Annotated in this window: 25 protein-coding genes and 1 riboswitch; of the genes, 22 read left to right on the top strand and 3 right to left on the bottom strand. The window is 68.1% G+C overall.

Annotated elements, in window-relative coordinates:
* Positions 1 to 47: 47 nt before the first annotated feature.
* Positions 48 to 164, top strand: a riboswitch (SAM riboswitch).
* Between the two features lie 56 nt (positions 165 to 220).
* Together RU01_RS09195 and RU01_RS09190 are read left to right on the top strand one after the other, a co-directional pair.
* Positions 221 to 1,471 carry an aminotransferase class V-fold PLP-dependent enzyme gene (locus RU01_RS09195; protein ID WP_042574222.1) on the top strand — a complete coding sequence of 417 codons (1,251 nt, stop codon included), beginning with the start codon at positions 221 to 223 and terminating at the stop codon, positions 1,469 to 1,471.
* A gap of 123 nt (positions 1,472 to 1,594) precedes the next feature.
* Entirely contained in the window at positions 1,595 to 2,035 is a 441-nt protein-coding gene (locus RU01_RS09190) for a hypothetical protein (RefSeq protein WP_052493193.1), read from the top strand.
* Here RU01_RS09190 and RU01_RS09185 read toward each other — a convergent pair whose 3' ends face one another.
* On the bottom strand, positions 2,036 to 2,518 hold the full coding sequence (locus RU01_RS09185; protein WP_042574221.1) for a YbaK/EbsC family protein: 483 nt from the start codon (positions 2,516 to 2,518) through the stop codon (positions 2,036 to 2,038). It abuts the gene before it with no gap.
* A gap of 72 nt (positions 2,519 to 2,590) precedes the next feature.
* Between RU01_RS09185 and RU01_RS09180 the strand changes: the two genes are divergently transcribed.
* Entirely contained in the window at positions 2,591 to 3,442 is an 852-nt protein-coding gene (locus RU01_RS09180; RefSeq protein WP_042574220.1) for a crotonase/enoyl-CoA hydratase family protein, read from the top strand.
* 36 nt (positions 3,443 to 3,478) lie between these two features.
* Here the strand turns inward: RU01_RS09180 and RU01_RS09175 are convergent, their stop codons facing one another.
* A complete protein-coding gene (locus RU01_RS09175) occupies positions 3,479 to 3,931 on the bottom strand; it encodes a histidine kinase (RefSeq protein WP_042574219.1) in 453 nt (150 codons plus the stop codon).
* Between the two features lie 163 nt (positions 3,932 to 4,094).
* The gene (locus RU01_RS09170; protein ID WP_042574218.1) at positions 4,095 to 4,586 is read right to left on the bottom strand and encodes an inorganic diphosphatase; all 492 of its coding nucleotides are present in this window, start codon (positions 4,584 to 4,586) and stop codon (positions 4,095 to 4,097) included.
* Positions 4,587 to 4,732: 146 nt separating this feature from the next.
* Between RU01_RS09170 and dacB the strand changes: the two genes are divergently transcribed.
* From dacB to lysS, 19 genes are all read left to right on the top strand, one after another.
* Positions 4,733 to 6,127: a D-alanyl-D-alanine carboxypeptidase/D-alanyl-D-alanine endopeptidase gene (gene dacB, locus RU01_RS09165; protein WP_042574217.1), complete on the top strand. Its 1,395-nt coding sequence runs from the start codon at positions 4,733 to 4,735 to the stop codon at positions 6,125 to 6,127.
* A 35-nt stretch (positions 6,128 to 6,162) separates the two neighbouring features.
* Positions 6,163 to 7,194, top strand: a complete 1,032-nt coding sequence (locus tag RU01_RS09160) for a zinc-dependent metalloprotease (RefSeq protein WP_042574216.1) — start codon at positions 6,163 to 6,165, stop codon at positions 7,192 to 7,194.
* The gene (gene tilS, locus RU01_RS09155; RefSeq protein ID WP_042574215.1) at positions 7,191 to 8,189 is read left to right on the top strand and encodes a tRNA lysidine(34) synthetase TilS; all 999 of its coding nucleotides are present in this window, start codon (positions 7,191 to 7,193) and stop codon (positions 8,187 to 8,189) included. Before RU01_RS09160 ends, tilS begins: the two co-directional genes overlap by 4 nt.
* Positions 8,190 to 8,199: 10 nt before the next feature.
* Positions 8,200 to 8,754, top strand: coding sequence for a hypoxanthine phosphoribosyltransferase (gene hpt, locus RU01_RS09150; RefSeq protein ID WP_042574214.1), 555 nt, complete (start codon positions 8,200 to 8,202; stop codon positions 8,752 to 8,754).
* A 5-nt stretch (positions 8,755 to 8,759) separates the two neighbouring features.
* Positions 8,760 to 10,106, top strand: coding sequence for an amidase (locus RU01_RS09145; RefSeq protein WP_042574213.1), 1,347 nt, complete (start codon positions 8,760 to 8,762; stop codon positions 10,104 to 10,106).
* A gap of 228 nt (positions 10,107 to 10,334) precedes the next feature.
* Positions 10,335 to 12,953, top strand: a complete 2,619-nt coding sequence (ftsH, locus tag RU01_RS09140; RefSeq protein WP_042574212.1) for an ATP-dependent zinc metalloprotease FtsH — start codon at positions 10,335 to 10,337, stop codon at positions 12,951 to 12,953.
* A gap of 113 nt (positions 12,954 to 13,066) precedes the next feature.
* Positions 13,067 to 13,645, top strand: coding sequence for a GTP cyclohydrolase I FolE (gene folE, locus RU01_RS09135; RefSeq protein ID WP_042574283.1), 579 nt, complete (start codon positions 13,067 to 13,069; stop codon positions 13,643 to 13,645).
* A 47-nt stretch (positions 13,646 to 13,692) separates the two neighbouring features.
* On the top strand, positions 13,693 to 14,520 hold the full coding sequence (folP, locus tag RU01_RS09130) for a dihydropteroate synthase (RefSeq protein WP_042574282.1): 828 nt from the start codon (positions 13,693 to 13,695) through the stop codon (positions 14,518 to 14,520).
* Positions 14,517 to 14,882, top strand: coding sequence for a dihydroneopterin aldolase (gene folB / locus RU01_RS09125; protein WP_042574211.1), 366 nt, complete (start codon positions 14,517 to 14,519; stop codon positions 14,880 to 14,882). Before folP ends, folB begins: the two co-directional genes overlap by 4 nt.
* Positions 14,879 to 15,367 (top strand): 2-amino-4-hydroxy-6-hydroxymethyldihydropteridine diphosphokinase, encoded by a 489-nt coding sequence (folK, locus tag RU01_RS09120; protein ID WP_042574210.1) that lies wholly within the window; start codon positions 14,879 to 14,881, stop codon positions 15,365 to 15,367. Before folB ends, folK begins: the two co-directional genes overlap by 4 nt.
* Positions 15,364 to 15,831, top strand: coding sequence for a DUF3180 domain-containing protein (locus RU01_RS09115; protein ID WP_042574209.1), 468 nt, complete (start codon positions 15,364 to 15,366; stop codon positions 15,829 to 15,831). The genes folK and RU01_RS09115 overlap by 4 nt, the downstream gene beginning before the upstream one ends.
* Positions 15,832 to 15,890: 59 nt before the next feature.
* Positions 15,891 to 17,069, top strand: coding sequence for a DUF6779 domain-containing protein (locus RU01_RS09110; protein WP_042574208.1), 1,179 nt, complete (start codon positions 15,891 to 15,893; stop codon positions 17,067 to 17,069).
* Between the two features lie 114 nt (positions 17,070 to 17,183).
* Positions 17,184 to 18,098 (top strand): Rossmann-like and DUF2520 domain-containing protein, encoded by a 915-nt coding sequence (locus tag RU01_RS09105; RefSeq protein WP_042574281.1) that lies wholly within the window; start codon positions 17,184 to 17,186, stop codon positions 18,096 to 18,098.
* Positions 18,095 to 19,024, top strand: a complete 930-nt coding sequence (panC, locus tag RU01_RS09100) for a pantoate--beta-alanine ligase (RefSeq protein ID WP_042574207.1) — start codon at positions 18,095 to 18,097, stop codon at positions 19,022 to 19,024. Before RU01_RS09105 ends, panC begins: the two co-directional genes overlap by 4 nt.
* A 28-nt stretch (positions 19,025 to 19,052) precedes the next feature.
* Complete coding sequence (gene panD / locus RU01_RS09095; protein ID WP_042574206.1) at positions 19,053 to 19,493, top strand: aspartate 1-decarboxylase; 441 nt, start codon at positions 19,053 to 19,055, stop codon at positions 19,491 to 19,493.
* Positions 19,493 to 20,287 (top strand): type III pantothenate kinase, encoded by a 795-nt coding sequence (locus RU01_RS09090; RefSeq protein ID WP_042574205.1) that lies wholly within the window; start codon positions 19,493 to 19,495, stop codon positions 20,285 to 20,287. Before panD ends, RU01_RS09090 begins: the two co-directional genes overlap by 1 nt.
* A gap of 137 nt (positions 20,288 to 20,424) precedes the next feature.
* Positions 20,425 to 20,973 (top strand): cysteine dioxygenase, encoded by a 549-nt coding sequence (locus RU01_RS09085; protein ID WP_231568649.1) that lies wholly within the window; start codon positions 20,425 to 20,427, stop codon positions 20,971 to 20,973.
* Positions 20,974 to 20,984: 11 nt separating this feature from the next.
* A complete protein-coding gene (locus RU01_RS09080; protein WP_042574279.1) occupies positions 20,985 to 21,407 on the top strand; it encodes a rhodanese-like domain-containing protein in 423 nt (140 codons plus the stop codon).
* A 47-nt stretch (positions 21,408 to 21,454) separates the two neighbouring features.
* Positions 21,455 to 22,972 (top strand): lysine--tRNA ligase, encoded by a 1,518-nt coding sequence (gene lysS, locus RU01_RS09075; protein ID WP_042574204.1) that lies wholly within the window; start codon positions 21,455 to 21,457, stop codon positions 22,970 to 22,972.
* The last annotated feature ends 94 nt before the right edge of the window (positions 22,973 to 23,066 follow it).

Below are 23,066 nucleotides of genomic sequence, written 5' to 3'. Positions count from 1 at the left end.
CGAGAAGGAGTTGACAACTCTCGCTCCGCTTTGCCATTCTGCTTTCAGGTCACGAGTACCAGCATCAAGCCCCGGCTAGCTGGTCGGCAACCCTCCTCCGCGGTGGGGTGCTCCGGGTGACGACCAGGCTGCGTTCCGAGCACGGAACGCCGCAAGCGCGGATCGACGCTCACCTACTCGGCTATCGCCGTGCGTCGATCCCTCGACGGAGGGATTTCTCATGACCAGCACCCTGCAACGCCCGATCGCGTCGATCCACGGCAGCGAGCACGAGGTCACATGCACCGACGGACGTGTCGTCCGCTGTGCGGACTTCGATTACGCGGCGAGCGCGCCCGCACTGGACAGCGTCGTCGATCGAGTGCGAGAAGTGTTGCCCTACTGCGCAAGTGTGCATCGAGGTGCCGGATACAAGTCGCGTGTCTGCACCGCGGAGTACGAGGCCGCTCGGAACACCGTGCACGCGTTCTGCGGAGCGGACGACGACGATGTCGTGGTGTTCACCCGCAACACGACCGACGCCCTGAACTTGTTGGCGCGCTGTGTCCCCGGTGACACGGTGGTGCTGGACATCGAGCACCACGCGAACCTTCTTCCCTGGCGCAATCGCCGTGTCGTGCGGTCCGCGACCACGGTCCGCGAAACCCTCGACCGGTTGCGAGTCGAGTTGGCAACGAAACCCGCTGCGCTGCTGGCGATCACCGGCGCGTCCAACGTGACCGGAGAAGTGCTCCCGCTGGCGGAACTGGCGTCGCTCGCGCATTCGTTCGGCGCACGGATTCTCGTCGACGGTGCTCAGTTGGTTCCGCACCGTCCGGTCGACCTCACCGCGACCGGAATCGACTACCTCGCCTTCAGCGGCCACAAGCTGTACGCACCGTTCGGTGCCGGAGTGCTTGTGGGCCGCCGTGATTGGCTCGACCGTGCCGAGCCCTACCTGGCGGGTGGGGGAGCGACGCAGCACGTCGGAATCGACGACGGCCGCGAGAGCGTCGACATCCGGTGGGCCCCGTCGCCGGCGCGACACGAGGGCGGCACGCCGAATCTGCTGGGAGCGGTAGCGCTCGCCGCAGCGTGCGACGAGATCGTGCGCCTCGGTTTCGACGCCGTCGCCGACCACGATCACGAGTGCACCGAGGCGCTGATCCGCGGCTTGAGCGCGGTGGACGGGGTGCAGGTTCTGCGTGTCTGGTCCGACTCGGAGGACATCGTCGGCATCGTCTCCTTCGCAGTGGCCGGTGTCGATCCATCCGTTCTGGCCACGGCGCTCGCCGACGATCACGGCATCGCGGTGCGAGCCGGCAAGTTCTGCGCGCATCCGTTGCTGGATCGTCTCGGTGTCTCCGGCGGCGCCGTCCGCGCGAGCATCGGCCTGGGTACGACGCAGGGAGACGTCGACCGGCTCGTCGAGGCGGTCGCTGTGACGTGCCTCTCACTGCGGCGCCGCGTCACCACGGGCTCGTTAGCATGAGCAGCGTGATGAGAGGTGGGTTGTGGCATCGGCGACACGTCGACTACTGCCGCGCCACATCGAGTGCGTGTCCGGTCCGCTGACCACCCGACACGCTCGCCTCATCGACTGACTGGATCTCTCATGACCACCGTTCCACTCGACGCCCTCGTCGCCCTCGACCCGTCCGTAGCCGCGCAGGGCGCCGACATCGCTCCGCTGCAGTCGGACATCGTGCGCTTCTCGGCGGCGGACCTGTCCGAGGCACAGAACAAGTACGCCCGTCTGAAGGCGGACCACCCCGACTCGCGCGTGTTCGTCGATCTCGACGTCCACATCGCACCCGACGCCCGTACGGCCCGTCGAGACGTACTCGCGTCGGAGACGAAGCCCCGCGACGGCGTGCTGCAGTACGTCGGAACCGCGTCCGGGCTCGCAGGTCTCATCGCGGACATCGTGGCGGTCGACGTCGCGGACGGCGTGATCCTGCGGCCGATCGTCGATCGGTCGGCCGATGATGTCTTGCGGTCCATCGACACCGATGTCGTTCCCGCACTGGCGATCCGGCGCGTCCGAGCGTCCTGATCAGACGTCCGGGCCGACGTCCACGGCCAGCCCGGCGGTGATGCGCAGCAACTCCGAGTACGTCGTACGGAACGTCGTGTTCGGGTGGCCCGCTGCCGCCCACAACTGAGGGAACGCCGCGAGGGCCGTGTCGACGTAGGTGGGCAGATTGGTGGGGTGACCCACCGGAGCGATACCGCCGACGGGTTGACCGGTGGCGTCCTCGGCCACATCGCGAGGTGCGCGGGTGAGGATGCCCTCGACTCGTCGGCCCGTGGCGTCGAGGTCGACGTTGTGGGCGCCGGACACCAGGAACAGCACCGGATCGTCGTCGAGAAGCATCACCAGTGACTTGGTCACGGCACCCAGCTCGATCCCGCTCGCCGCAGCCGCCTGACGTGCGGTGTGCATCGGTTCCGGCCGGGTCACGACGACGCCGTGGTGACCGCGCGATATCAGAACGTCCGCGACGTGGGCCGCGCCGGGATGAGGAATCCGGGTCATGGTCGAAGGATATCGGCCGCGGCGGCTCGTCACCGGGTACTGGCTGTCCTGTGTGCTGACTATCCTTCGAGGATGACTACTGCCTATTCGACAGCCCCGTCCGGTGACGCGTGGAAAGCCTTCACCGTGACGGCCGAGAACCACGTCGCGACGGTGACACTCGTCGGTCCCGGCAAGGGCAACGCGATGGGGCCCGACTTCTGGTCCGAGCTACCGCTGATCTTCTCCGCGATCGATGCCGATCCGGAGGTTCGTGCAGTCGTACTCGCGGGATCGGGACGCAACTTCAGCTACGGCCTCGACCTGCCCGCCATGGCCGGCGACTTCGGAGCCGTCATGGGTGACAAGGCTCAGGCCGGTCCGCGCAGCACGTTCCACGACATGATCAAGCGGATGCAGGCGTCGATCAACGCTGTCGCCGATTGCCGCAAGCCCGTCGTCGCCGCCGTGCAGGGTTGGTGCATCGGAGGTGGCATCGACCTGATCTCGGCAGCCGACATCCGATACGCCAGTGCAGATGCGAAGTTCAGTGTCCGCGAGGTCAAGGTGGCCATCGTCGCCGACATGGGGTCCTTCGCGCGGCTGCCCGCCATCATCGGCGACGGTCATCTGCGGGAGCTGGCACTGACGGGCCGCGACATCGATGCGGCGCGCGCACTGCACATCGGCCTGGTCAACGACGTCTTCGACGACGCCGACGCGATGCTGGAGTATGCTCGTCGCACCGCTGCCGAGATCGCCGCGAACCCGCCCCTGGTCGTGCACGGGATCAAGTCGGTATTGGACCACAATCGCGTTGCGGCCGTGGATGATTCGTTGCGATACGTCGCAGCGTGGAACGCCGCGTTCCTGCCGTCCGAGGACCTGGCCGAAGCGATCACGTCCGTCTTCGAGAAGCGCCCCCCGACGTTCCAGGGCAAATAGAGCGGCCAGGGCAAGTAGACGGCCGGAACGGCCCGATCAGCGGAAGGCGCTCTTCGGGTCGTTCCACAGCTGGTCGGTGAAGTCCTCGAGAACGACCAGCACGACGGAATCCTCCGCGCGACGCAGGATCGACTTGCTGGCGCGCACCTGCAGGATGTCGCCCTTCGAATCGCTCATGCGCCACAGCGAATCCGCGCGGGTAGCGACGGTGGTCAGAAAGGTCTCGGCGATGTTGACGCCGAGCGGCTCGCTCGCCGGGAAGATGTCCTGGAGCGACAGTGCGTCGTCCGAGCGAGGGTTCTCCTCGTCGAAGCCCATGAGCTCGTCGAAGGCCTCGTTGGCGAACACCACGGAACCGCCGGGCTCAACTGCCAGCACCGGGACGGGAATGCGGTCCAGCACCACGGTGACCGGCAGTGACGGGAACTGAGTAGGGGTGGAGATAGCCTCCGAAGTGGAGTTTCTCCGGTCGCTGACAGCGTCACTCATCGCTCGTACCGCACCCTATCGTCGTCGATCGCGTCGTCGGTGTATCCGTCGATGTCTCTCGTGCACATCTCCACCGGAGACGTCCGGGAGCGATGCTATCAGCGGAGCATGCAACCCGGACCGAAGAACAGCCAGGGTCCGGGTTGCCTGCGCGAACGGTGGATCAGTGGGCGCCGTTGTTCTTCAGACGCTCGATCGACGCGGTGACTTCGGCTTCGGCTTCCGCGCGGCCGACCCAGTCGGATCCGGTGACGTGCTTGTTGGGCTCGAGGTCCTTGTAGTGCACGAAGAAGTGCTCGATGGCGTCGAGTTCGAACTTCGAGACGTCCGACAGATCCTGGATGTGATCCCACCGCGGGTCTCCCGCGGGAACGCACAGCACCTTGTCGTCGCCGCCGGCTTCGTCCACCATCTTGAACATCGCGACCGGGCGGGCCTCGACCAGGACACCGGGGAAGACCGACTCGGGCAGCAGGACGAAGGCGTCCAGCGGATCGCCGTCCTCACCCAGGGTGTTCTCGATGAATCCGTAGTCCGCGGGATATCCCATCGCCGTGTAGAGGTAGCGGTCCAGGCGCAGGCGCCCGGATTCGTGATCGACCTCGTACTTGTTGCGCTGACCCTTGGGGATCTCGATGGTCACGTCGAACTTCACGTGCTCTGTCCTTTGCTCGGTGGCCACGTTCGTCTGGCGGCGCCCTGTTCACAGGCACCGGTGGTCAGACAGTAACCGTCCGCCCAGTCTCGGTTCGAGTGAAGGGTCGATAGGCTGCAGCGAGTGACCGACGAGCGAGGAGTGACGTGAGTTCAGGTAAGCGTCCCACCGGGCCGAGGCTCCGCACGCGGATCGGACTGGTCGTCGCGGCGCTCGCGATCCTCGTCGCGGCCGTGGTGGGCGTCGCTCTGATCACCCCGACGTTCATCGACGACACCGGTACCGACGTGGCGCTCGCGCCGGAACCGGCGCCGATCCTCCCCGCTCCCGCGGTGGTTCCCGTGTCGCCGGACGCTCCCGCGCCGAGTCCTGCGGGACTGCAAGCCGTGCTGACGCCGGCATTGCAGAATCCGGACCTCGGCCGCTTCACCGGCACCGTGGCCGACGCCGCCACCGGGCAGGTGCTGTGGAGCGTCGATGCGGACTCCCCGATGACTCCGGCGTCGACGACGAAGATCCTGACCGCCGCCGCAGCGATGATGGCCCTACCCGCCGATCACCGTGTCACCACCAAAGTCGTTGCCGGAGAAGCGCCCGGTCAGGTCGTCCTCACCGGCGAAGGAGATCCGACACTCACCGCGGAGCCTGTCGGCCGACCCGGTTTCTACGACGGCGGTGCGCGTATCGACGATCTGGCCGAGCAGATTCGCAAGACCGGGACGGCGGTCACCTCGATCGCCGTCGACGGCAGCGCGTACAGCGGGCCGTCGTCCGCACAGGGCTGGTTCCCGGCAGACGTCGCTGCGGGATACATCGCTCCCATCGAGCCCGTCACGCTCGACGGCGGACGCAGCGTTCCCACCGTGGACGAATCGCCGCGCAGCGCGACTCCCGGTCTCGATGCGGGCCGAGCGCTCGCGCGCGCCCTGGGCCTCGACCCCGCGATCGTGACGGACGGGCGGGCTCAGCAGGGGGCCGGATCGCTCGCGACCGTGCAGTCGGCGCCGCTGCGGCAGCGGCTCTCCCAGATGCTCGGGTTCTCCGACAACGTCCTCGCCGAGGCCGTCGGCCGCGAGGTGGCGGAGTCGCAGGGCGGCCCGGCCTCGTTCGACGGCGCGACGGCAGCCGTGCTGAGCGTGCTGACGAAGAACGGCGTGGACGTGTCGGGTGTGGTCCTCGAGGACACCAGCGGTCTGTCCGTCGACAATCTGATCCCCTCGCGCGTCCTCGGGCAGATCGTCACGACGGCAGCCGGCGGCGGCGGCGAGCAGACTCTGCGTCCGATGCTCGACTACCTCCCCGTGGCCGGCGCCACCGGCACTCTCGCCGCCCGGTACGCCTCCGGCGACCGCACCGCGGCCGGCTGGTTGCGGGCCAAGACGGGAACGCTCTCGACCGCCAGTGCGTTGGCCGGATACGTCGTCGATCAGAGTGGTCGCGTCCTGACCTTCGCTCTCATGTCCAACGATCGGCCACCCGAGGTCGGTCGACCCGCGCTCGACGCGCTCGCGTCGACGCTCAGGTCGTGTGGATGTACGTGAGCGAGCAGGCGATCCGAAGAGGGTAGGTACGCGGTATGGGTGATTCCGGTGTGATCGATTGGGGTTTCGCCGCGCGGTCGGGAGCCCGGTTGGCTCCGAGCGGTCCGAAGATGACGCGGTACACCGAGGACGCCGCGCTGGCCGAGTTGGCCGACGCGTCCGTTCGAGCGGAGGGCCCTGTCCGTGAGGTCACCGGACTGGCCGACGGCCTGCCCGTTCCCGCTGCTCGGGTCATCGACCGGCCGGAGTGGATCGAGGCGGCGTCGGAGTCGATGAGGCACCTGGTGAGCGTCTCCGACGATGGGTCCGACGAGGGCTCGTCCTTCCTCGGTGGCAAGCCCGGCGGACTTCAGGCAGGTGCGATGCTGGCCTTCCTGTCGACGGCGATCCTGGGGCAGTACGACCCGTTCACCGGTCCCGACGGCACGCTGCTGCTGGTGGCGCCGAACATCGTCGCGGTCGAACGATCCCTGCGACTGCGACCCAGCGACTTCCGCCTGTGGGTGTGCCTGCACGAGGTGACGCACCGCGTCCAGTTCTCGTCCTCGCCCTGGTTGGCGACGTACATGAAGGACACCGTCGGAGTGCTCCAGGACGGTGCCGACGAGCCCATGTCCGATGTCGTCGCACGGTTGACCGAGGCGGTGCGCGCCCGAGGTCGCAGCGGCGATGACGGCGGCATCATCGGGCTGCTCCGCGCGACGCAGGCACCGGCGCAGCAGGAGGCTCTCGACCGGCTTCTGGTGCTCGGAACGTTGCTCGAGGGCCATGCCGACCACGTCATGGATGCTGTCGGTCCCGCCGTCGTGCCGTCGGTGACGGCGATCCGGCAGGCCTTCGACCGCCGGCGGACCCGCAAGCAGAACCCGGTGCAGCGCATCCTTCGCGCCCTCCTGGGTATGGACGCCAAGATGGCGCAGTACGTGCGCGGCAAGGCGTTCGTGGACGCCGTGGTCGAGCAGGTCGGCATGGAGCAGTTCAACACGATCTGGACCGATGCCGACACGCTGCCGTTGATGTCGGAGATCGAGTCTCCCGAGCGGTGGACGGCGCGCGTACTGGGATGACAGGGCAGCCGCCGCACTTCCCGGAGGGGCCGAATCTGCTGCTCGTGCGGCACGCAGTCCGGTCGTGGATCACTGATCGATCCGTGAACGACACTGTGTGCGTGGGTCTCTCGGGAGGGGCGGATTCTCTGGCGCTGACTGCCGCGTGCGTCGCGGAGGCTCTTCGAGTGCGCGCCGTGGTGGTGGATCACGCTCTGCAACCCGGGTCGGCCGACGTCGCGGAGGCCGCCGCGGAGCGAGCGCGCGACCTGGGATGCGACTCCGCGGAGGTCGTGACCGTCGTCGTCGACGGTCCCGGCGGACCCGAGGCCGCCGCGCGACGGGCGCGGTATGCGGCGCTGGACTCCGTTCGCGGCGAGTTGCCGGTCCTTCTAGGACACACGCTCGACGACCAGGCCGAAACGGTTCTCCTCGGTCTCGCCCGCGGATCCGGTCCGCGCTCTCTGCGCGGGATGGCCCCGTGGGACGCGCCCTACGGCCGCCCCCTGCTCGGAGTGCGGCGGAGTGCCACGGTCGGTGCGTGCGCGGAGCTGGGACTCGACCCGTGGCAGGACCCGCAGAACACCGACCCCTCGTTCACCAGGGTCCGGCTGCGTCACGAGGTGCTCCCGTTGCTGGAGGACGTGCTCCGTGGCGGGGTCGCCGACGCGCTGGCCAGAACCGCCGAGCAGCTGCGGGAGGACGGTGACGTGCTCGACGCGCGAGCTGCCGAGCTGCTGGACCTGACCGTCGACCACGGGGCGCTGGAACTGGCGCCGTTGTCCGACGTTCCGGCCGCGATACGCCGTCGTGTCGTACGCGAGTGGTTGGGTACTCATGGAGTGCCGGTGCGCAGCGACGGACAGCTGCGAGCGGTGGACGATCTGATCGGGCGGTGGCGCGGGCAGGGCGGCGTCGCGGTGGCCGGCGGCACTCACGGCGAGAGGTTGGTTGCGGTGAGGCGACGTGGCAAGCTCCACCTTGTCCGGCAGACAGACCGAACCAGGCTCGAATGAAGGGACACCCGTGTACGAGGGCGACATCGCATCGATCCTGATCTCCGAAGAGGAGATCGAAACGCGTATCGCCGAGCTGGCCGAGGAGATCGCCCAGCGCTATCCCGTCGGTGGGCCCGAAGGCGATCTGTTGCTCGTCGGAGTCCTCAAGGGCGCCATCATGTTCATGACGGATTTCGCACGCGCCCTTCCCATTCCGAGCCAGCTCGAATTCATGGCGGTCAGCTCGTACGGGTCGTCGACGTCGTCGTCGGGCGTCGTGCGGATCCTCAAGGATCTCGACCGCGACATCCACGGACGCAACGTGCTCATCGTCGAGGACATCATCGACTCCGGGCTCACGCTGTCCTGGCTGATGAAGAACCTCACCACCCGGCAGCCCGCCTCCCTCGAGGTGGTCACCCTGCTGCGCAAGCCCGACGCGGTCAAGGTCGACGTCGAGGTCGCCAACGTCGGCTTCGACATTCCCAACGAGTTCGTCGTCGGCTACGGCCTCGACTACGACGAGCGGTATCGCGACCTTCCCTACATCGGACTACTGGAACCGCGGGTCTACGGAGGCTGACTGCCATGGTGGCGACAGGTGGAGCACGGACGGCGACCGAGATCGCGGGGGACGTCAGGTCCGGCCGCGTCCAACCGGCTGCCGTCGCGCAGCAGGCGCTCGACGCCATCGCCTCTCGCGACGGCGCGATCGGAGCGTTCGTCGAGGTCCGGCCCGACGAGGTTCTCCGTGAGGCCGACGCCGTCGCGGTCCGGGCCGATCTGCAGTCGCTCCCGTTGGCCGGTGTGCCCGTCGCGATCAAGGACAACGTCTCCGTCACCGGCTACCCGATGCGCAACGGATCCGTTGCCACCTCACCGGATGCCGCGACGTCGGACCACCCCGTCGTGGCACGCCTGCGCGCGGCCGGCGCCGTCGTCGTCGGACTGACGTCGGTCCCGGAACTCTGCCTCTGGGGCGCGACGGACGCCGCGGGCCGTATCACCCGGAACCCGTGGAACCTCGACCTCACACCCGGCGGATCGTCCGGTGGTGCCGGCGCCGCGGTGGCGTCGGGAATGGTGCCGATCGCGCACGGGAACGACGGTATGGGCTCCGTCCGCATCCCCGCCGCGAACTGCGGCCTCGTCGGTATCAAGCCCGGGCGCGGGGTGGTCCCGTCGCAGCTGGGGCGCAACTCGTGGTTCGGGATGTCCGAGAACGGTCCGCTGACCACGACGGTCGCCGACGCGGCCCTGATGCTGTCGGTGATGGCCGACGATCCGTCGTTGGCCTACGTGGACCGGCCGGAGTCCGTCCGGATCGGTGTCGCGGCCGGCTCACCGTCCCCGGTGGTCCGGGTCGACGAACACTTCCGCCGGGCAACCCTGGACACCGCACGACTCCTCGACGGCGACGGTCACCGCACGACGACCGCGGAGCTCCCGTATCCGGCGAGCCCGCTCGGTCAGATCGCGAGATGGACCGCCGGCGGCGCCGACGACGCGACAGGACTCGACCGCTCGGCCCTGCAGAAGCGGACGCGTCGTCACATCGCGGTGGGGCGCCGGTTGGAACGGTTCGTGAAGCCGTCGCAGATCGCATCTCTGGAACGGCACATGCGGACGTACTTCACGGACGTCGACGTGGTCCTGACGCCCGCGCTGGCGACACCGCCCATCCGTGCGATCGATTGGAGCACCCGCGGCTGGCTCGCCAACATGGCGGCCAACATCCGGTACGCGCCGTTCGCCGCTCCCTGGAACCTGCTCGGGTGGCCGGCGATCAGCGTTCCTGCCGGTATCCACCCGGAGTCGGGCACTCCTCTCGCCGTGCAACTCGCGGGGCCGCCGGGGTCGGAGCGCCTGTTGCTGGCGTTGGCCGCGCAGATCGAGCTGGCCCGTCCGTGGCCACGGACCGCCCCTGTGAGGTAGCAGTCACAACGCCTGCGACATGGTCGCGGCGGGAACCGAGGGGGCTCCCCGGTCGTTGTCCGCATATCGCGCTCCGCCGAGCCGTCCGCATCCGCGGTAACCTGGCTTGTCCGGTGCGCAGTCGGCGTGCGGCTCTGCCGCGTTCGTCGACGTCCACAGTTCGATCCGAATATTCGACTACGACTAACACCTGTTCGTGAGTCCTACTGCCATCGAGGGCGACGCTGTATGAATCGCAAGACTTTGTTCCGCAACCTGGCGATAGTCGCCGGCATCCTGCTGGTGATCTTCGCCTTCAGTTACTTCGGCGACGACACCCGTGGCTGGAAGGGCGTCGACACCTCTGTCGCGATCGCGCAGCTCGACGACCAGAACGTGTCGTCGGCGCAAATCGACGACCGTGAGCAGCAGGTCCGCCTGACGCTGAAGAGCGGCAACGCGGCCACGGACAACTCGACGCAGATCATCGCGCAGTACCCCGATGCGGTGTCCCAGCAGGTCTTCGACAAGGTCGCTCAGTCCGGTGCCGAGAGCTACGACACCCAGGTCACCCAGGAGAGCTGGTTCACCTCGATCCTGGTGTTCCTGCTGCCGATGATCATCCTGCTCGGCATCTTCGTGTTCGTCATGTCCCGCATGCAGGGCGGCGGTCGAGGCGGTGTCATGGGCTTCGGCAAGTCCAAGGCCAAGCAGCTCACCAAGGACATGCCCAAGACGACGTTCGCCGACGTGGCAGGGGCGAACGAGGCCGTCGAGGAGCTCTACGAGATCAAGGACTTCCTGCAGAACCCGGCTCGCTACCAGGCTCTCGGTGCCAAGATCCCGCGCGGCGTGCTGCTCTACGGCCCTCCCGGAACCGGTAAGACGCTGCTCGCCCGCGCTGTCGCCGGTGAGGCCGGTGTCCCCTTCTTCACCATCTCCGGCTCCGACTTCGTCGAGATGTTCGTCGGTGTCGGTGCGTCGCGTGTGCGTGACCTCTTCGAGCAGGCCAAGCAGAACAGCCCGTGCATCATCTTCGTCGACGAGATCGACGCCGTCGGACGTCAGCGTGGCGCCGGTCTCGGTGGTGGCCACGACGAGCGTGAGCAGACCCTCAACCAGCTGCTCGTCGAGATGGACGGGTTCGGTGAGCGCACCGGCGTCATCCTGATCGCCGCGACCAACCGTCCCGATATCCTCGACCCCGCGCTGCTGCGCCCCGGCCGCTTCGACCGACAGATTCCCGTCGGCGCTCCCGACCTCGCAGGACGCCGCGCGATCCTCGCGGTGCACTCGAAGGGCAAGCCGATCGCGCAGGACGCCGACCTCGAAGGTCTGGCGAAGCGCACCGTCGGTATGTCGGGCGCGGACCTCGCGAACGTCATCAACGAGGCCGCACTGCTGACCGCTCGCGAGAACGGCACCGTGGTCACCGAGGCTGCTCTCGAGGAGTCGGTGGATCGCGTCATCGGCGGACCTCGCCGCAAGAGCCGCATCATCAGCGAGCACGAGCGCAAGATCACCGCGTACCACGAGGGTGGTCACACCCTCGCTGCGTGGGCGATGCCCGACATCGAGCCGATCTACAAGGTCACCATCCTCGCCCGCGGCCGCACGGGTGGACACGCGATGACGGTGCCGGAGGACGACAAGGGCCTGATGACGCGATCCGAGATGATCGCTCGACTCGTCATGGCGATGGGTGGCCGCGCCGCCGAGGAGCTCGTCTTCCACGAGCCCACCACGGGAGCATCGTCCGACATCGATCAGGCGACGAAGATCGCTCGCGCGATGGTCACCGAGTACGGCATGAGCAGCAAGCTCGGCGCCGTCCGCTACGGCCAAGAGCAGGGCGATCCTTTCCTGGGCCGGTCGATGGGCGTGCAGTCCGACTACTCGCACGAGGTCGCTCGCGAGATCGACGGCGAGGTGCGCAACCTCATCGAAGCCGCGCACACCGAGGCGTGGGCCATCCTGAACGACTACCGCGACGTCCTCGACATCCTGGCCACCGAGCTGCTCGAGCGCGAGACACTCACCCGCAAGGACCTCGAGAAGATCTTCACCGGCGTCGAGAAGCGTCCCCGCATCACCGCGTTCAACGACTTCGGTGATCGAGTTCCGTCGTCCAAGCCGCCGGTGAAGACGCCGCGTGAGCTCGCGACCGAACGCGGCGAGCCGTGGCCGCCCGTCTCGACGGTGAAGCAGCCCAGCTACGCCGGCAACGGTCAGGGCAGCTCGGAGCCCGACGCGCACGCGCGCAACGGGTCCAACGGTCACGGACAGAACGGCCATGGCCAGAACGGACACGGTCAGAACGGTCAGGGTCAGAACGGTCAGGGCGGTGCTCACCGCGGTGGGCGTCCGGGCCCGTCGCTCCCCGACTACGGCGCACCCGCAGGGTGGTCCGCACCCGGTTGGCCTCCGCGTGAGAACGACGCTCCGCACTACCCCGAGCCGCAGGGCTACGGCCAGCCCCAGCCCTACGGGCAGCCGCAGGGGTACGGGCAGCCGCAAGGCTATGGCCAGCCGCAGGGCTACGGGGAACCGCAGGGGTACGGGCAGCCGCAGGGCTACTCGGAGCCGCGCTACCCGGAGCCGAGGCCGTACCAGGAGCCGGAGCCGCAGCCCTATCAGGAGCCGTTCGGCCAGCAGCCCGATCAGGGCTACGACAATCCGGGCTACGACAACCAGGGTTACGGGAACCAGGGATACGGAACCCCGGCCCAGCCCGAGCCCCGGTACCGCAACCCTCAGAATCCCGAGGGCCAGTACCAGCCTCCGCGTGGAGAGTCCGAGGATCCTCAGCCTCCGCAGGAGAACCGACCTCCCGAGACCCAGCGGTGGGAAGGGCCCGACGCGCGCTAAGGTCTGCGCTCGTTCCTTCCCGACAACCATCGCGCCTCCCCGAAGGGACCCCCGTGTCCGTCAACCATGCCGATCAGACCGATGCACCCACGAATTCCGAGCCGCTGTCGGTCATGTCGGGTCGAGCATTCGACCAGGCGCGCGCCGAAGCAGCCGTGCGTGAGTTGCTGCTCGCGGTAGGTGAAGACCCCGAGCGCGAGGGACTGCGCGACACACCCGCTCGTGTCGCCCGCGCGTACAAGGAAGTCTTCGGCGGATTGTTCGTGGATCCGGACGAGGTCCTCGGCACCACGTTCGACGAGTCGCACCGTGAACTCGTCCTCGTCCGCGACATCCCCATGTACTCGACGTGCGAACACCACCTGGTGTCGTTCCACGGCGTCGCGCACGTGGGCTACATCCCCGGCAAGTCCGGCCGGGTGACGGGCCTGTCCAAGCTGGCGCGCGTCGTCGACCTGTACGCCAAGCGTCCCCAGGTTCAGGAGCGACTCACCTCCCAGGTCGCGGACGCGATGATGCGCAAATTGGAGCCACGAGGTGTCATCGTCGTGATGGAGGCCGAGCACCTGTGCATGGCCATGCGAGGCATCCGGAAGCCGGGCGCCAGCACCACCACGTCCGCGGTGCGCGGTGTGTTCCAGTCCAGCGCGGTCTCACGGTCCGAAGCGCTGGATCTCATCCTCCGTAAGTAGGACGTCGGCACGTGTTCACGCTTCCGCGTCGCGACGGCCCCGTCGTCATGGGCGTCGTCAACGTCACCGCTGATTCCTTCTCCGACGGTGGCCGCTACCTCGACGTACACGCAGCGGTGCAGCACGGCCTCGACCTGCATGCCGCCGGTGTCGACATCGTCGATGTGGGCGGCGAGTCGACAAGGCCCGGCGCGGATCGCGTCGACCCGGTCGTCGAAGCGCGACGTGTCGCACCGGTGATCGCGGAACTCGCGGCACAGGGCGTGTGCGTGAGCGTCGACACGATGCGAGCGTCGGTCGCGAAGTCCGCGATCGAGGCCGGGGTGTCCATCGTGAACGACGTGTCCGGTGGGCGGGCCGATCCGAACATGGCGGGAACTGTCGCCGACGGCGGTGTCGCGTGGGTGCTGATGCACTGGCGGTCGAACGTCGACTGGACTCACCGGCCCGGTGCGGCCGAGGAACACGACTACGGCGACATCGTCGAGGACGTGCGGGCCGGTCTGCTGCACCAAGTCGACGCAGCCGTCGCGGCAGGAGTCGACAGTGAGCGCATCGTGCTCGACCCGGGCCTGGGATTCGCGAAGAACGCCCATCACAACTGGGCTCTGCTCGGTCGGCTCGACAGGCTGATCGACACCGGGATACCGGTCCTCGTCGGGGCGTCGCGGAAGAGATTCCTGGGCACCCTGCTGCAGGAGGACGGGGTACCGAGACCTCCGCACGAACGAGATGCCGCGACCGCCGCCATCTCCCTGCTCTCGGCCGAGGCCGGCGCGTGGGGAGTCCGGGTGCACGATGCGCGGAGCACACTGGACGCACTGGCCGTCCATCGCCGGTGGCACACCGCGACCAGGAAGGAAGGCACGACATGACGGATCGGATAGAGCTGCGCGGCTTGACAGTTCGCGGCAATCACGGTGTCTTCGATCATGAGAAGCGCGACGGACAGGACTTCGTCGTGGACCTGGTGGTGCACATGGATCTGGCGCCCGCCGCGTCCTCGGACGACCTCGCCGACACGGCGCACTACGGCGAATTGGCGGAGGCTGCTGCCGCTGTCATCGCGGGACCGACGCGCGATCTCATCGAGACCGTGGCGGGTGAGATCGCCGACGGTGTCCTGAAGGATCCACGCGTCGAACGCGTCGAGGTCACGCTCCACAAGCCGTCCGCGCCGATCCCGTTGACGTTCGCGGACGTCGCGGTGGTGCTGACGCGGTCGAGGCCGGCGTGAGTCGGGCAGTGCTGTCGATCGGCAGCAACATCGGCGATCGTGAAAGTCACCTCCGCGGCGTGGTCGACTCGCTCGGCGACGCCGTCGTCGGTGTGTCGTCCCTGTACTCCACCGCGCCGTGGGGTGGTATCGATCAGCAGGACTTCCTCAACGCGGTCGTCGTCGTCGACGATCCGGACCTGGACTGCTGGGGCTGGCTGCTGGCCGGCCAGGAACTCGAGCGCATCGCCCACCGCGAGCGGATCGTGCGGTGGGGTCCGCGGACCGTGGATGTCGATGTGATCGTGTGCGACGACGTGTGCAGCGACGATCCCGAGTTGATACTTCCGCATCCCCGCGCTCACGAACGGGCCTTCGTCCTGGTTCCCTGGCTCGACGTCGAACCCGATGCGACTCTCGGTGACACGCCCGTCCGCGAGCTGCTGGAGAAGTTGCCGGAGTCCGAACGCGTCGGCGTTCATCCGACGGACCTGCGCCTGACGTGACGGCTACACGCGTGCGAGACCTGCTGGCTCTCGCGGTCCTCGCCGGGGTGGCGACCTGGATCCTCGTCTCGACCTTCTACGGGTCGGTCCCGCCGGTGTCACCGTTCGCGGGGGCGTCGCTGTATCCCGTCGCCGCGCTGCTGGTCGGAGTCGGACTCCTGGTCCGATCGCGCGTTCGCGGTCGACGGGTCGGCCCCGGCCCCGGTCAGCTGCATCCGATCACGGTGGCGCGTGCCGCTGCCCTCGCGAAAGCCGCAGCACTGGTCGGCGCTGCTGCCGCCGGAGTGTGGGCCGGTTTCCTCGTCCACCTGCTGCCGCTGCGGTCGACATTGCGCGCTGCGAGCGAGGACACACCGGGTGCGGTCGTCGGTTTGGTGGCCGGTATCGCGGCCGTCGCCGCCGCGCTCTGGCTCGAACACAGCTGCCGGACACCCGACGACACACCCGACGAACCTGCACAGTGAGACACCCCGGTCATGCTTGGTGAAGTGCGACAGCACGTCGAGCCGTTACCCTGGGAATCATGACGGACACAGGGCGACCCAAGGCCAACCGTCGCACGAAGCGCGGCGAGAACCACACAGCGCTCGCCGGTCTGGTGCTTCTCGGTGTCATCGCCAGCGTCCTGCTCATTCTCAGTGACAGTGTTCCGCTTCTGCGAGTAGGTATCGTCGCCGCCCTCTGGGCCGCGATCCTCGGTGCGTTCGCGATGACCAAGTACCGACGCGACGCCGCCGTCGACCAGATGAAGGCCCGCGATCTCCAGACCGTGTACGAACTCCAGCTCGAGCGCGAGATCGCCGCCCGCCGCGAGTACGAGCTGGGTGTCGAATCACGCGTGCGCGGTGAGATCGGTGCGGATGCGGACGAGATGCGCGCTCTCCGTGCGGAATTGGCGTCGTTGCGGCGCAGCCTCGAGATGCTGTTCGACGGGGAGCTGCCCGACGACCGCGCCGCCATCGCCGGTGAGGCGCTGCGCATGCGCGAGTTGGCGGACCGCTCCTACAGTGGGTACGAGCCCGCTCCGTCCGGTCTGTACGTGCCGGGCTCACGCGGGCGCCCCCCGAGTTTCGCGCCGGATCCCTCGTACGGACCGGCCGGCTTCGCGACGCCGTTCGACGACCCGGTCACCGCGGAGACCTCGGTCATCGGTGGCGAGTTCGACCACGACGGAACGTTCCACCCCATGCCGCAGGCCGGCCGAGTACCTCAGAACGCGCAGACGGAGGCTCGCACCCAGCAGGCGCCCGTTCCGCAGTGGATCCCGTCGAACCATCGCGCCGACAGCGTTCCCGCCGCCCCCGAGCCGGAACCCCTACCCGAGCCCGAACCTCTGCCCGAACCGGAACCCACGCCCGAACCGGAGTCCACGCCCGAACCTTTGCCGGAACCCGAGCCCACGCCCGAGGTGACGCCGCCGGTCGAGCTTCCCGCCGACGAGGAGCCGGCTGAGGTCGTCCCGGTGGACGACACCCCTGTACTCGACAACCCTGTGGACGACACGCCTGTGGCCGAGCCCGCGAACGACGCGCCGGCGGCAGGTGGCCGACGCCGCCGCGCGGAGCCGGACGAGGACTCCGACGCTGCGGACCCCGGTTCGGGTGCCCATTCGAGCGGTCGGTCGGTCGCCGACATTCTTGCCGGCATGGGAAGCGGCGACGCGTCCCCGTCGGCCGGACGCCGTCGTCGTCGAGCGGACTAGTCACCTGCCGGTGTGACCGGCGTCGCATGGCGACAGCTCGGGTTCGGCCGCTACTGTTGGCCCCGTTGGTCCGGTACCCGCCGAGCGGGACTGGAACGAACCCCCGAGAGGACGATCTTGACCTCCGATCCTGCTCCCGCGCGCCTGTCCGTGGGTGTCGTGTCCGCGGGCCGCGTCGGTACCGCCATGGGCGAAGCGCTCGAGCGCGTCGGCCACGTGGTGTTCGGATGTGCGGCCGTCTCCGACGCGTCCTTGCGCCGTGCCGAGTCCCGACTGCCCGACGCCGTGGTGATGCCCGCCGTCGATGTCGCTCGCCGCAGCGAACTGCTGCTTCTCGCCGTTCCGGACCAGGAACTCGACGCCCTGGTGCGGGGGCTCGCGAGCACCGATGCGGTCTCGCCCGGAACTCTGGTGATGCACACGTCGGGCGCCAACGGGGTCGACATTCTCGCGCCGCTCGCCGGACGCGGTGTCGTCACGATGGCCGTGCATCCGGCGATGACGTTCAGCGGACAGCCCGAGGACACCGACCGGTTGTCGTCGGCCTGCTTCGGTATCACCGCCGGTGACGAGATCGGTCAGGCCATCGCGCAGGCGTTGGTGCTCGAGATCGGCGGCGAACCCGTCGGGGTGCGGGAGGACGAGCGGACGCTGTACCACGCTGCCCTCGCGCACGGTTCGAATCATCTGGTCACCTTGGTCGCCGACGCGCTCGATGCTTTGCGCAGTGCGTTGTCGGCCACGGAACTGACCGGGCAGCAGCCGATCGAGCAACGTCCCGGAGGCGTCGCGGAGCGCGTCATGGCTCCACTTCTGTCCGCAGCTCTGGACAACGTGCTGCGCAGTGGGCAGAGCGCGCTCACCGGCCCGGTGGCGCGAGGGGACGGAGCCACCGTCGAGAAGCACCTGGACGTCCTGACGGCTCTGGACCCGAGGATCGCCGCCGGGTATCGAGCTCTGGCACTCCGGACCGCCGAGCGCGCCGGGGCGGATCAGTCCATCGTGAACATCCTGAGGAGGAACTCGTGAGCACACTCGACGGCGCCTATGTGCCGGGGGAGACGACGGTGCACCACTCGCCGGCCGTCGTCGGCGCCGTGACGCGTGCGCTGCGGTCCGCTGGTCGCCGCGTCGCCTTGGTGCCCACGATGGGCGCGCTGCACGCGGGACACGTGCAGTTGATGGAGATGGCGAAGCGCAGTGGCGCCGTGGTGGTGGTCTCGATCTTCGTCAATCCGTTGCAGTTCGGTGCGGGCGAGGACCTGGACGCGTATCCGCGCACCCTCGACGCCGATCTCGACATCCTCCGCCGGGCAGGTGTCGAGCTGGTCTTCGCTCCCAGCGTCTCGGACATGTACCCGAACGGCCCGCGCACCACCGTTCATCCCGGACCCCTGGGCTCCGAGCTCGAAGGTGCTTCGCGCCCCGGCCATTTCGCGGGCATGCTGACAGTGGTGGCCAAGTTGCTCAACATCGTGCGTCCGACGGCGGCCTACTTCGGCGAGAAGGACTACCAGCAGTTGGTGCTCATCCACCAAATGGTCCGTGACCTGGACATGGACGTCGACATTCTCGGTGTTCCGATCGTACGGGAGTCGGACGGGCTCGCACTGTCCTCGCGCAACCGGTACCTCGACGAGAACCAACGCTCGATCGCCGTGGCGTTGTCGGCCGCGCTGGTCGCGGGCACGCACGCTGCGGAGGGCGGGTCCGATGCCGTTCTCGCTGCGGCGCAGTCGGTTCTGGACTCGGTGCCGGAGATCGACGTCGACTACCTCGAGGTGCGAGGCGCGGACCTGCGTGACGCGCCGGAGGAGGGCGACGGACGACTGCTCGTCGCTGCGCGTGTGGGCAGCACCCGACTCCTGGACAACGTCGGCGTGGCCCTGGGAACCGGCTTCCAGGGCCGCGATCCCGAATCAGCCGATGCCCAGCGCCACCTCGGCCATTCCTGACCACCCGACTCGAACAGGACCCACACCCATGCTCCGCACCATGATGACGTCGAAGATCCACCGCGCCACCGTCACGCACGCCGATCTGCACTACGTCGGGTCCGTCACCATCGACCAGGACCTTCTCGACGCGGCCGCGTTGCTCGAAGGCGAGCAGGTGACCATCGTCGACATCGACAACGGCGCCCGCCTCGAGACGTACGCGATCGCCGGACAGCGCGGCTCCGGTGTCATCGGGATCAACGGTGCCGCAGCGCATCTGGTGAAGCCGGGGGACCTGGTCATCATCATCGCCTACGGCATCCTCGATCCTGTCGAACTCGAGTCGTACGCACCGAACGTCGTGTTCGTCGATGCGGACAACCGGCCTGTCCATCTGGGGTCCGACCCGGCGGACTGCCCCGCCGGATCCGGGCTGATCTCACCCCGCACTCTCGGACCCGCGACGCGTGACACGGTCACCGTCTGATGTTGCTCACCGTCGACGTCCGCAACACCAACATCGTGCTGGGGGTGTTCACGGGTAGTGGGGACCACGCGCGTCTGACGCGTCAGCGGCGGATGCGGACGGACGCATCGATGACCGCGGACGAGTTGGCGTTGACGTTCGGCGGATTGCTGGGAACCGACGTCGAGACCATCACCGGGGTGGCCGCGCTGTCGACTGTTCCGTCGGTGCTGCGCGAGATCCGCACGATGCTCACCCGGTACTGGTCGCATGTTCCGCACGTGGTCGTCGAGCCGGGTGTCCGCACGGGTGTGCCTCTGCTGGTGGACAATCCGAAGGATGTCGGCGCGGATCGCATCGTCAACAGCCTTGCCGCCCACCACCTCTTCGGTGCGCCGTGCATCGTCGTCGATTTCGGGACGTCCGTGTGTGTCGACGTCGTCTCCGCGAAGGGCGAGTTCCTCGGGGGTTCCATCGCTCCCGGCCTCGAGATCTCCATGGACGCCCTCGCGTCGCGGTCCGCCGCTCTTCGGAAGGTCGAATTGCTCAGGCCCCGTGGTGTTCTGGGTAAGAACACGGTCGAGGCCATGCAGTCGGGTGCGGTGTTCGGCTTCGCGGGTCTGGTGGACGGCATCGTGGACCGCATCTGCCGCGAGGTGCCGGGGTTCGACGGGGACGACGTCGTCGTCGTGGCCACGGGGGACAGTGCCGCGTTGATCATGGACGACTCGTCGTCCATCGACCGCCTGGAACCCGACCTCACGCTCGAGGGTCTGCGTCTGGTCTACGAGCGCAACCAGGCACGCAGGCGCTGAGGGTCGGATCGGTGGAGGTGGCGCGTCGTCACGAGGTGTGCCACACTTTCCTCGTGACTCATCGCACGGGAACTCGGGAGTGTTGTCGGGGCTGACGCCTGCCCTGATTCGTCACCACACCTCCCTGGAGTTCTGCCGTGCTGTCCCCTTCTGTTGCTGTACCCGTCTCTCTCGTGTCCCCGACGCCTCTGCGTCCGGCGGACCTCCTGCGCCTCACCGATCAGGGTGCGGCCGACGTCCTCGACGGTCGCCACGATGCTCTGCTGCCTCCGGGCGGAGTGTTCCCGACATCCGAACGATGGTGCGTGCGTCTGCATTCGGACGATCTGGTCGATCTCTGGCTGATCAGCTGGGTTCCCGACAAGTCGACCGAACTGCATGATCACGCCGGCTCCCTCGGCGCCCTGACCGTGCTCAGCGGGTCCCTGAGCGAATACCGATGGAACGGTGACGGGTTGCATCACCGTCGTCTCGACGCGGGGGACCAGGCGTCGTTCCCGCTGGGCTGGGTCCACGACGTCACCCACGCTCCCGCCGGCGATCCGATCACGGTTACCGGTCCGACGCTGAGCGTGCACGCCTACTCGCCGCCGCTCACGGCCATGTCCTACTACGGCATCTCCGACGACGGCGGTCTGCGTCGTGTCCGCTCCGTTCTGACCGATCTTCCCGAGGGAGACGCCTGATGAGTACCGCGATCACCATCGACGACATGCTCGCCCGCGCTCGATCGACCTACCGCCGCACCGAGGTGTCCGAACTTGCCGACGCGGTCGCCCGCGGCGCGGTCCTGGTCGACATCCGTCCGCAGGCCCAGCGGGCCGTCGAAGGCACGATGCCGGGTGCCTTGGCCATCGAGCGCAACGTCCTGGAATGGCGCTGCGACCCGACCAGCAGTGCCCGCCTGGCCACCGCTGTCGACCACGACGTCGAGTGGATCATCCTGTGCTCCGAGGGATACACGTCCTCGCTGGCGGCCGCCGCGCTCCAGGAACTGGGCCTGTGGAAGTCGTCCGACGTCGTCGGGGGATACCGAGCCATCGTCGCTGCCGGCCTGACCGGCGTCGTGAGCAGTGCTCGGCATTGCCTCCGTGAGGGTCGCGCGCTCGTCTCGCACTGACGCCGTGAAGTTTGTCGCCTATCGCGGTTTCTATAGGCTGACCATTCGTGACCGACGCCCAGCCTGCACATGATCAGCACGACGACATCCCCGAACAGGTCCGCATCCGTCGCGAGAAGCGCGCGCGGCTGATCGAGTCCGGGCGCGAGGCCTACCCGGTGTCGGTGGGGCGGACACACTCGCTCGCCGAGGTCCGGGCCGCCCACCCGGCACTCGAGCCGGACACGCACACCGGCGACCAGGTCGGCGTCGCCGGGCGCGTGATCTTCCTGCGCAACACCGGCAAGCTGTGCTTCGCGACGCTGCAGGACGGTGACGGAACCCAGCTGCAGGCCATGATCTCCCTGGCGGGTGTCGGTGAGGATGCGCTGGCCCGGTGGAAGTCGGACGTGGACCTCGGCGACATGATCTTCGTCCGCGGTGAGGTGATCAGCTCCCGTCGCGGTGAGCTGAGCGTGATGGCGGACGACTGGGCGATGGCGGCGAAGTCGCTGCGGCCGCTGCCGGTCGCCCACAAGGAGATGAACGAGGAATCGCGGGTCCGTCAGCGCTACGTCGATCTGATCGTCCGCCCCGAAGCGCGGGAGAACGCCCGTCGACGCGTCGCGGCCCTGCGCGCGCTGCGCGACGGACTCGAACGGCGCGGGTTCCTCGAGATCGAGACGCCGATGCTGCAGACGTTGCACGGCGGCGCCGCGGCTCGGCCGTTCACGACGCACTCGAACGCGCTGGACATCGACCTGTTCCTGCGGATCGCACCGGAGCTGTTCCTCAAGCGTGCCGTCGTGGGCGGGATCGATCGCGTCTTCGAGATCAACCGCAACTTCCGTAACGAGGGCGTCGACTCCACGCACTCGCCGGAGTTCGCGATGCTCGAGACGTACGAGGCCTACGGAACGTACGACGACTCGGCCGTGATGACGCGCGAGCTCATCCAGGAGGTCGTGCAGTCCGTGTACGGGACTCTCGAGGTGACCTTGGCCGACGGATCGTCCTACGACTTCTCCGGCGAGTGGACCACCATCGAGATGTATCCGTCGCTGTCGGCGGCCATCGAGACCGAGGTGACCCCGCAGACGTCGCTCGACGACCTGCTGGCGTTGGCCGACCGCGTCGGCCTGGCGGTGCCGTCGGGCAAGGGCTGGGGCCACGGCAAGCTCGTCGAGGAGTTGTGGGAGCACAGCTGCGGCGACCAGTTGCACACTCCGACCTTCGTGCGGAACTTCCCGGTGGAGACGTCCCCGCTGGTGCGTGCGCATCGCAGCATCCCCGGTGTGGTCGAGAAGTGGGACCTCTACGTTCGCGGTTTCGAGCTGGCGACGGGGTACTCCGAGCTGATCGACCCCGTCGTTCAGCGGGAACGGTTCGTCGACCAGGCCAGGTTGGCGTCCGCCGGCGACGACGAGGCGATGGTTCTGGACGAGGACTTCCTGACGGCGATGGAGTACGCGATGCCGCCGACAACGGGTACCGGAATGGGCATCGATCGGCTCCTGATGGCTCTGACCGGCCTCGGTATTCGCGAGACCATCCTCTTTCCAATGGTGCGTCCGGACCGAAGTTGACCTTCCGCATTTAACATTCCGGACCGCGGGTGGTCGACTTGCCGGAATGCGCGCTATATTTAGGTCTCGGCGAATCGGGTCGCCGTGTCCTGAG

Source organism: Rhodococcus sp. MEB064, assembly GCF_000834565.1.
GTDB lineage: Bacteria > Actinomycetota > Actinomycetes > Mycobacteriales > Mycobacteriaceae > Rhodococcoides.
The sequence above is the reverse complement of the archived record's forward strand: the minus strand, read 5'-3'. Positions and strand labels throughout refer to the sequence as shown.